Genomic DNA, 9,042 nt, shown 5'->3' with positions numbered 1-9,042 from the left:
GGGGGGGGGGGGGGGGGGGGTAAGGCGGGAAAAGATAGGCTCAGTCAAACAGGGCGACGCGCGTCACCTCTTCAAGGCTGGTAACGCCCCGCTCGGCAAGTTCTAGTCCGCTGGTCAACAGCGTGGGACGGCCCGATTCGGACAACCAGTTCCTCAGTGCCGAGGGGTCCGCGCTCGAGGTAATGAAGCGCCGCAAGGCGTCATCCGCGAGCAGGGTTTCGTAGATGCCCGTACGGCCCTGGAAGCCGGTGTCGTAACAGTGACGACACCCCTCGCCGCGAGACCAACGTCTTTGGTGATCCCCCTTGTAGTGCATCGCTTCGAGCGTCTCGGTCGGCACATAGTGGGTCGTGCGACAGTGAGGACAGACCATTCGCACGAGCCGCTGGGCGAGCACGCCGACAAGAGCCGCGGAGAGCTTGTAAGACTCCACGCCCATGTCAACCATCCGCGCAACCGCTCCGACGGCATCATTCGTGTGTAGGGTGCTGAGAACCAAGTGGCCCGTCAGCGCCGCCTGCACCGCCACCTGCGCTGTTTCGGGGTCGCGGATCTCGCCGATCATGATGACGTCGGGGTCTTGCCGAAGGATCGATCGGAGCGACGAGGCAAAGCTGAGTCCCCGCACGGAATCGACCTGCACCTGATTCACCAGTTCGATCTGATACTCGACAGGATCTTCGACGGTAACCAGATTCGTGCTGACCGATTTGATCAGTTCGAGCGCTGAGTACAGAGTCGTTGTCTTGCCGCAGCCCGTGGGACCCGTGACGAGCATCAATCCGTGAGGCCGGCCGATCATCGTCTTGATATCGGCGAGCTGGCGGGGGGGGATACCGAGTTCATCCAGATTGAAGGTCAGTCGCTGCTTGTCGAGCACCCGCATGACGACCTTTTCACCGACCACGGTCGGCAGCGTCGATACGCGGAGATCAACCTCCTTGCCATCGACCATCACTTGGCAGCGGCCGTCCTGCGGCTTGCGTTGCTCGGCGATATCAAGCTTGGCCATCACCTTGATACGCGACACGACCGCCGGATAGATATCCTTGCGGGGACGGAGCATCTCGATCAATTGGCCATCGATACGAAAGCGGATGACACCGTGCTTTTTGCTGGGTTCGATGTGGATGTCGCTAGCGGTGCGACGGATCGCCTGCAGGATGATGTAGTTCACCAGATTCACGACCGGGCTGCCGCCCACCATGTCCTGAACGGCGGTGAGATCGATATCCGTCAGATCTGCTTGCAGCTCGACAGCCGACTCATCCATGTCCGCCGTGACAGCGTCTACCTGGAAGTCGTCCTCGAAGGCCCGGCGGATCATCCGATCGATCGAGCCCCGGAACGCAAAGACCGGGCGTGTTGCAAGCCCTGTCCGACGCTCGATCAAATCGAGACGGTCGAGATCGTGAGGATCGTCGATCGCAACGACCAACACACCGCGAACACGGAGCAGGGCAAGCACGGCGTGCTTTTCGCAGAACTCTCGCGGAAGAATGCGTACGATCTCAGGATCGACAAGCCCTTCGCGCAGGCGCACCGCTGCCACGCCGAGCTGAGCCGCGATGTGCGGCAACAGATCGTCTTCGGCAGCGACGCCCATATCGAGAAGCGTTTCGCCGAGCTTAGCGCCTCGTTTCGCTTGTAGTTCGAGCGCCGCGGCAAGATCCTCGGGAGAAACAAGGTTCTCTCCGATCAAGCGCTGGCCGAGAGGGGCGTTCTTCGGCAGGGGCCCCCGGGTAGCGATCGCGTCGATCCCGCCTGGAGCAAGCAGCTCCTGCATGGTTCCACTGGCAGGCGACTTGCCGGCCGCACTGTCCCCTTGGTGCGAGGCCTGAGGGCTTCTGGGCGCGAAAGGGTCCGTATCGGGTGGCGATGGTAGCGTTGCAGTGCTCATCGGGCGTAACTGGCGACAGCCTCCTTGGTCCCTTGGAAGACGTCGAAGCCTTCGTCCAAGCCCGCGGCCCAAAGAATATCGCGACACAGCGGCGCAACGCCGGCAAGGCAGCAGGCCCCGCCGATGTCGCACACCGAATCTCGCACGTCAAGCAGCGCCTCGCATCCGGCGCTATCGATCAGCGGGACCCCCGAGAGATCAATCACGAGCTGCGGCCGGCCGATCCTCGGCAGCGCTTCTACGGCCGAGCGCAACGCATCGGAACTCTCCGCATTGAGGGGCGCATCTACCGCGAGTACTGCGACGGCACCTTGAGTGGTAGTGGTGACCATTGTGGGTTCCTCACTGTAGCGGGAGCATGACGGTGAAAGTGCTTCCCTCGCCTAGCGTGCTCTGCAGGGTCAGCTCACCACGATGCAACTGTGCGATCTCACGCGCTAAGGGAAGCCCCAGGCCGGTTCCAACTTCTTCGCGGATTGCCGGGTTGCTGCTACGGAAGAATTTCTCGAAGACGCGGGCCTGCTCATCGGGCGCGATACCGACTCCGGTGTCGCGGACCTCAATCTTGATCGCGTCTTCCTGGCGGACCACCGCAAACGTGACATGACCCCCTTCGGGCGTGTACTTCGCGGCGTTACCCAACAAGTTAACAACCATGCCAAGGATCTTGTCCTTGTCGACATGCGCGTCGCCCAACTTCTCTCCCAAGGCGATCTCAAAGCGGAGCGATTTACTCCGCATGAGCGTCCCCACCTTCTGGGCTGCCTCATCCATCAGCCGTTTAACGTCGGTCCGCTGACGATCGATCGCCAGCGTGCCCACTTCCAGGCTGCTGATCGAGAGCAGGTCATCGACGAACCGCGCCAGTCGGGTCGCCTCGGCGTTGATTGTGTTGCAGAATTCTTTTTGCTCTTCGACGTCCGTGAAGTCGCACGTGACGAGCGTCTCCGCGTAGGCCTTGATGTTCGCCAACGGGGTGCGTAGTTCGTGAGTCGCCGTATTGATGAATTGGTCGCGCGACGCCTCGGCGAGCTTCTGCTGCGTAATGTCGCGCACGCTCCAGACAAATCCGGGCGTTTCGCCCCGGCTGCGGAGCGGGCCGCGGGCAACCCGCAGCACGCGGCTTTCATCGCCGACAGAAACGGGCAATTCAGCGACAGCGTTTTCGCAGCGATTCTGACGGAACGTTTCTTCCGTCGCGGGGTCGATCCGCCCGATCAGGTCGAGCAGGGCCTCACCCTCAAGCGCCTGATCGGACTGGAGCAGTGCGGCGATCGCGCGGTTGGCAAACTCGATACGCCCCTCGGGGTCCGTCATCGCGACCCCCTCGGCAAGGCTCTCCAGAGCGTCACGCGTTCGCCCGTCGCCCTGCGATGCGGCCATCAAACGCGACTCGAAGTCTGCCTCTGGGACCGATTCACTCAGATCATGAACATGTTGCACCAAGCGGTTCCACCCGATCGAAGCGAGCCCTGCCGAAGGCACGCCAACCGGCTCGGGTCTCATGCCATGTCCCAGGCGGGCAATCGCCGATAACTCGCGGTCGATCGCCGAAAGCGGGTCCGTAAGCTTCCTGAGCGCCCAGACACCCAACGCGAGACAAGCGATCGGTGCCAAAATGGCGAGCGTCGCGTAATGGCCATATTGGGTCAGCGTGTCGGTAAGCCGCGGCTCGGCAACAGCAAGACGCAAGGTGTGAGTCGGCAGGCCGCTAACTGTCAGCGGAACCCGATACTCATTGAGCATCTGGCCAGCGCCGCCAGCGTAACGCAATCCGCCAACGGATCCCCAACTGAGTATTTCAGCTCCTTCGGGCTCGATCGACACCGTGCCGACTTGATCCGGATCGGTGTGGACCAGATAGATCCCCGCTTCGTCCACCACAGCAGCGTGGGCATAGTTGCCACCGCCGATCGTGGCTTGAAGCAGCCGTGCAGCGTCTTCACCACCCGTCTGGATGCGATCCAACTGCAGCGCTGCCGCGAGACGCCCTAGCTGAGCGAGTCCGCTGCCGGTTGTGCGGTTGTGCAGCAGGGACTGCGCTGCAAAGTAAGAGCCCGCCGTGAGCAGCGACACCGCCAGCAAGGAGAACAGCAGGTAGAGCGACACCACACGTCGCGGCAGGCCGATCGGCAAAGACTTGGCGTACATGGAGCTAAGGGGGCAGGAGGCGGCGCGATCGGACGCCAACCGGCGAACGCCTTGCTAGGTTGCGAAGTCTTTAGGCAGGTTGCGCCGTGAGTCGATCGACCAGCTTGGCCAGTTCGCTCGGGCTGAACGGCTTGATCAGCAATGCCGCCACGCGATACTCCTCTGCCAATCGCTCGGAATCCAGCTCCAGCCCTTTGGCTGTTAGTAGCACAATCGGCGTTAGCGCGTAACGCTCCAAGCCACGCAGCCGCTCCGTCAGCTCAACACCGGTAAGGTGCGGCATCTGGTGATCGGTAACCACCAGATTGAAATCGTTAGCCTGCGCTTGCTCCCAAGCCTCAGCCCCATCCTGGGTAATGGTCGTTTCGAACCCCGCCTTGCGAAGACTAAAGGCGATCACTCTCGCAAGCGCGGCATTATCTTCTGCAACCAGCGCTCGGCGTACTGTGTTCACGTTCTCTAGAGCCTTATAGTTCGATCTGGATTAGTCGGCCAGCGTAAGCAACTCAGTAGGTTGAATACGCGTTGCCATCCACTCCGGTCGCGGTCGAGTTGCAGATGAATGTCCCGTTCGTGGTGTTGAACATCCAACCGGTCGCATTATCTGCGGTTGTCGTCGCGCCGGTTGTTGGCGTGACGTCTTCATCTTTATTCGTGCCGACCGGAGCAACGGGGAACGCTCCCCGCAGATACGGCTCGAGCGCGGCGCGAAAGTCGGCACCCGTGCTGGTGCAGTCGGGCAAAGCACCGCCGTTTTGAGCGGCGTACAGCTCGATCGCATCCCGCACCACTGAGAGCGTTTGCCGGAGACCGTTGTCGGTCGCTTGACCCGATGTGTTAAGCAGCTTCGGTGCCGCGACGCCAGCCAGGATGCCCAGAATCATGATCACAACGACTAGCTCGACAAGCGTAAAACCTTTGCGGCGACTCATAGCAGGAACCTCTCGTCTCGCGTCTAGTGTCAGTACGAAGGGGGTCAAACGCTTTCATGCGGTCGAACGTTTGAGAGCCTCTCAATCAACGTAGGTCACAGCGGCGCGCAGGCGGGAAACATTTCCCATCGCCCCGGGTTCCAACGGCTCAATCGGTATCGCGCCTGCATAACCGCTACGAAACCGACAAGCAACAAGGTAGCCTCACGGGCTACGAGTAGGATCGACTTTGTCGATGAGCTGGTCGGCAGACGGCTAACCGCCTGACCTAAGCTTTGCCTGCGGCGTTCGAGGGTGGGCCAATGCTGGGGCTAATCATCGAACGCATCAGTCACTCCCCCGCCGGACAGCGAGCCGATGGTTGAAGTCTCTCCCCTCCTGATGAAGTCGGCCACGACCACAACGGACCGTCGCGCTATCACTCACTGGTCGGACCTGGCGCCCGCCGTCAGGAAGGCGGTCGAGACAATCAGCGCCGCGTTCGATGCATCGCCAACCGTGTGGGTCGAAGCAGAGCAGGGCGTTTGGTATCGGGTCCCCGTCGAACACGGAGATACCTCCGAACTGGCAGACCAGCTGACCACCGAGCACCTTTGTGAAGCCGCGCGATCGAAACGGATACGCTGCTTTGCCGAATCGGAATCAACCTATGGACTGGCTGCTTATCTGCCCCGAGCTGCAGGCGCGCAATACGCTGCCACGCTCAGCTCGCGGTTGAGCCCTCCGATGCTGGCCGAACGGCTAGCGGAGATGTCGCTTGAAAGGCAAGGTCTCGACACACGCATCGAGGACCTCAACGCTGAGAACGACTCGTTCGCGACCCAACTGATGTCTGACCTGGAGGAACTTTCGTTCCTACGGTCCATGGTGGATCAGATGGGCTCCGCAGCCGGATCAATGGGCTTGGCAGACATGGCCAACCAAACGCTGCCCGTGCTCAACACCTCGGTCCGCGCCAAGTCTCTGGTGCTGGTCACCCTCGCCGAGCAAGAATCCAATAGCGCAGCCGAACCGAACTCGGAAGACAACGCTGCGGCACCGGTTGAACTGCGTGTCGTTTCTCACTTCGGCGTGCCGATCGCTGAAGCGACCGTGCGTGAGATTATCGAAAGATTTGGCGCGTCGGCGCGACGCGGACCTGTTGTCCAGAACTGGATCGAGGGGGGGCTAACGCCGACCACCTCTCCCCCCGCCGGCGTTCAATCGATCGTGGTCTCGTGCCTCGAAGCGGGGGACAGGCTGTGGGGATGGCTGATCGCCATTAATCGACAGGAAACCGCTGGCTCCTGGGAAACGTCTTGGCAACTCGCCAGCGACGAGTTTGGTAGCGGTGAGGCCACGCTCATCACGACCACCGCGGCGATCCTGGCGATGCAAGCGGCCAATCTCGAGATGCTCCGCGAGAAGGAGCAGATTTTGGTTAGCGTAGTGCGATCACTCGTCTCGGCAATCGAGTCCAAAGATCCGTACACCCGCGGCCACTCAGAACGGGTCGCCCTCTACACCCGTAGGATCGCCGAACAGGTTGGCTACAAGACCGAATCGGCCGAGCGTATCTACCTGGCTGCCTTATTGCACGACGTTGGCAAGATCGGCGTCTCGGACGCGACCCTCAAGAAGCCCGGCAAGCTAACCAGCGAAGAGTACGCCGAGATCAGCAAGCACCCCGACGAGGGCTGGGCGATCCTCTGCGACCTGGAACAACTACGCTACGTACTTCCGGGCGTGCTGCATCACCACGAGCGCTGGGACGGACGGGGCTACCCAGACGGACTGGCAGGTGAGGCAATCCCGCGTGACGGACGGGTCATGGCCGTCGCCGACGCTTATGACGCCATGACCTCGGATCGTCCCTATCGGCCCGGCATGCCAACCGAGAAGGCGCAAGCCATCCTGAGTGAAGGGTCGGGCGTGCAGTGGGACCCGAGCTGTGTGGCGGCATTCTTTGCCTGCCTGGAGGACATCCACCGGATCAAGGAAGAGTATCAGCAGCGCGAACGGCGCCGACGCAAGGAGCTGCTACCGGATGAGGAACCGCTCGAACTACCTCACGAAGTGACCGGCCTGCCCGAATAATCGCCGATTCTGGCGGGCCTCCCATGGCTTCTGAACGACCGGGTTGGCTTGTAGCGTTTCGGGACCTATATTTAGCAGGTAAGAGTTGCCCTCCTGGGGCCGCTCGCAGGGGGCTGTAGCTCAGTTGGGAGAGCGCCTGCTTTGCAAGCAGGATGTCGCAGGTTCGATTCCTGTCAGCTCCACTTGCTCTAAAGCAATACGGCGTCGGACCTTAGGCCGAACCTCGCGATGGTCGCGAGCGCTGCCAGCACCCTAAAAGCTGTGTCAACCTGACACAGGAGGGAAGCCATGGCGACGCCGAAGCCCCCGAGAGTGCCTGCATACCGGCTACACAAGCCGAGCAACCGGGCTTACGTTCGCATCAACGGGCGTTTTTTCTATCTTGGCAAGTACGGCTCTCAGGAGAGCCACGACGCCTACGCGGCGGCGGTGCATGACTACCTTGCCGGCCGCCCCATCGCGCCAAGTAGGCGACTGCCTGACCCCTTGCCGGAGGCCAGCAAGTTGACCGTCCGGCAACTGGCTGACCGGTACATTAAGCACGCCGAAGGGTACTATCTCAAGAATGGCGTCCCGACTTCCGAGCCCGGTCTGGTGGCCAACGCTCTTGGCAGAGTGACCAAATTCTTTGCCGATCTCCCGGCCGAGCAGTTTGGCCCGTTGTGTCTCGAACAGGTTCGCGACGCAATGGTTGAAGACCGACTGAAGCGCACCACCATCAACGGCTTCATGGGTCGCATCCGGCGCGCGTTCAAGTGGGCAGCCAGCCGGGAGCTAATACCGGCCTCAACGCATCTTGCCTTATCGCTTGTCGATGGTCTCAAGGCTGGCCGCAGTGGCGCCGTAGATAGCGAGCCCGTCACACCAGTGGCGAAGCAAGTGGTCGATGCGGCGTTGGCGGAGATGCCCGAAGTGGTCGCCGACATGGTTCGCTTTCAGCGCTACAGCGGCTGTCGTCCTGGTGAAGTCTGTGCGATCCGGCCGTGCGACATAGACCGCAGCGGCGACGTTTGGCGGTATCTTCCGCCCGGGCACAAGACAATTCATTTGGGCCGGCGGCGTGTCATTCTGATCGGCCCTCGTGCGCAAGGCGTATTGCTCAGGTATCTAGCGCGCGGCCCTGAGGAATACTGCTTTCAGCCGGTCGATAGCGAGTTGAAGCGGCGGGCATTAGCTAACGCCATACGCAGGACGCCAGCTGGCTACGGCAACACGATCGGCAGCAACCGCAAAGACAATCCCCAACGCCAAGCGGGCAAACGTTACACGAAAAACAGCTACGCTCAGGCAATCCGTCGGGCCTGCCTGCGGGCGGAAGTCGAGCACTGGACGCCCAACCAGTTGCGCCACACGTTCGCCACCGAAGTGCGGCGCGACCATGGGCTTGAAGTCGCTCAGATTCTGCTAGGTCACGCCAACGCCAAGGTGACCGAAATCTACGCTAACCGTGATGAGGTGCATGGCGCCAACGTGGCACGTCTAATCGGCTAGACTAACAATCACCGTCGGGTTGCGGTTGATCCCCGCACAGATCGGCAGGCGCTGCGTGAGCACCTACACGCGGCGTCTGTCGGTCGCCCGACTCAACCTTTAGGTGCAAGTATGGCCAAAAAGCCAACCAACCTGAGCGATAAAATTCGGAAGCGGCGGTCGGAGTTAAAGTCAGCAAGAGCCGAAATGGATTCGCTCTTCTATAGCGATCCTGCTGCCTGGGTTGAACTCCAGAAAGAGCTAGCCTCTACATTTCAGCTGGCGGCGCAGGCAACCGAAGCATCTTTAGATGAGCGACCTGAAAGTAGTTATATGAGTTATATGGTCAGAAGTGTTATTCTGCCCTTCTTAAAACAGATAGCCGAAAGGGGATGGTCTTCCCCCCTGAAACAGAGCCACTCTGAGTGAGAGAATCTCGTGCCGGGCGGTCCCCGGTTTTTGGAGGATTCTTTCGATGAAGCGGACAAGGCACACGACGGAGCAGATCATCGA

General features: G+C 61.0%; 7 protein-coding genes and 1 tRNA gene. 3 read left to right on the top strand and 5 right to left on the bottom strand.

Features of this window, described 5'->3' with window-relative positions; translation table 11 throughout:
- Nucleotides 1–40: 40 nt before the first annotated feature.
- From Pla111_RS16680 to Pla111_RS17630, 5 genes are all read right to left on the bottom strand, one after another.
- On the bottom strand, nt 41–1,900 hold the full coding sequence (locus Pla111_RS16680; RefSeq protein ID WP_146575597.1) for a GspE/PulE family protein: 1,860 nt from the start codon (nt 1,898–1,900) through the stop codon (nt 41–43).
- On the bottom strand, nt 1,897–2,232 hold the full coding sequence (locus Pla111_RS16675) for an STAS domain-containing protein (RefSeq protein ID WP_146575596.1): 336 nt from the start codon (nt 2,230–2,232) through the stop codon (nt 1,897–1,899). The genes Pla111_RS16680 and Pla111_RS16675 overlap by 4 nt, the downstream gene beginning before the upstream one ends.
- Before the next feature lie 10 nt (nt 2,233–2,242).
- Nucleotides 2,243–4,051, bottom strand: a complete 1,809-nt coding sequence (locus Pla111_RS16670) for a sensor histidine kinase (protein WP_146575595.1) — start codon at nt 4,049–4,051, stop codon at nt 2,243–2,245.
- A 70-nt stretch (nt 4,052–4,121) separates the two neighbouring features.
- A complete protein-coding gene (locus tag Pla111_RS16665) occupies nt 4,122–4,505 on the bottom strand; it encodes a response regulator (protein WP_146575594.1) in 384 nt (127 codons plus the stop codon).
- A 52-nt stretch (nt 4,506–4,557) separates the two neighbouring features.
- On the bottom strand, nt 4,558–4,983 hold the full coding sequence (locus Pla111_RS17630) for a type II secretion system protein (protein ID WP_146575593.1): 426 nt from the start codon (nt 4,981–4,983) through the stop codon (nt 4,558–4,560).
- A 357-nt stretch (nt 4,984–5,340) separates the two neighbouring features.
- On the opposite strand from Pla111_RS17630, the gene Pla111_RS16655 reads away from it, so the two are divergent.
- From Pla111_RS16655 to Pla111_RS16645, 3 genes are all read left to right on the top strand, one after another.
- Entirely contained in the window at nt 5,341–7,059 is a 1,719-nt protein-coding gene (locus Pla111_RS16655; protein ID WP_146575592.1) for an HD-GYP domain-containing protein, read from the top strand.
- Nucleotides 7,060–7,168: 109 nt separating this feature from the next.
- Nucleotides 7,169–7,241 (top strand) — tRNA-Ala (locus Pla111_RS16650).
- Between the two features lie 106 nt (nt 7,242–7,347).
- Nucleotides 7,348–8,550 carry a tyrosine-type recombinase/integrase gene (locus Pla111_RS16645; RefSeq protein WP_146575591.1) on the top strand — a complete coding sequence of 401 codons (1,203 nt, stop codon included), beginning with the start codon at nt 7,348–7,350 and terminating at the stop codon, nt 8,548–8,550.
- Nucleotides 8,551–9,042: the final 492 nt, after the last annotated feature.

Origin of the sequence: Botrimarina hoheduenensis (genome assembly GCF_007859815.1) — a bacterium.
Taxonomy (GTDB): Bacteria; Planctomycetota; Planctomycetia; order Pirellulales; family Lacipirellulaceae; genus Botrimarina; species Botrimarina hoheduenensis.
Note: the sequence above shows the minus strand (reverse complement) of the source record. Positions and strands in the feature narration are given on the sequence as shown.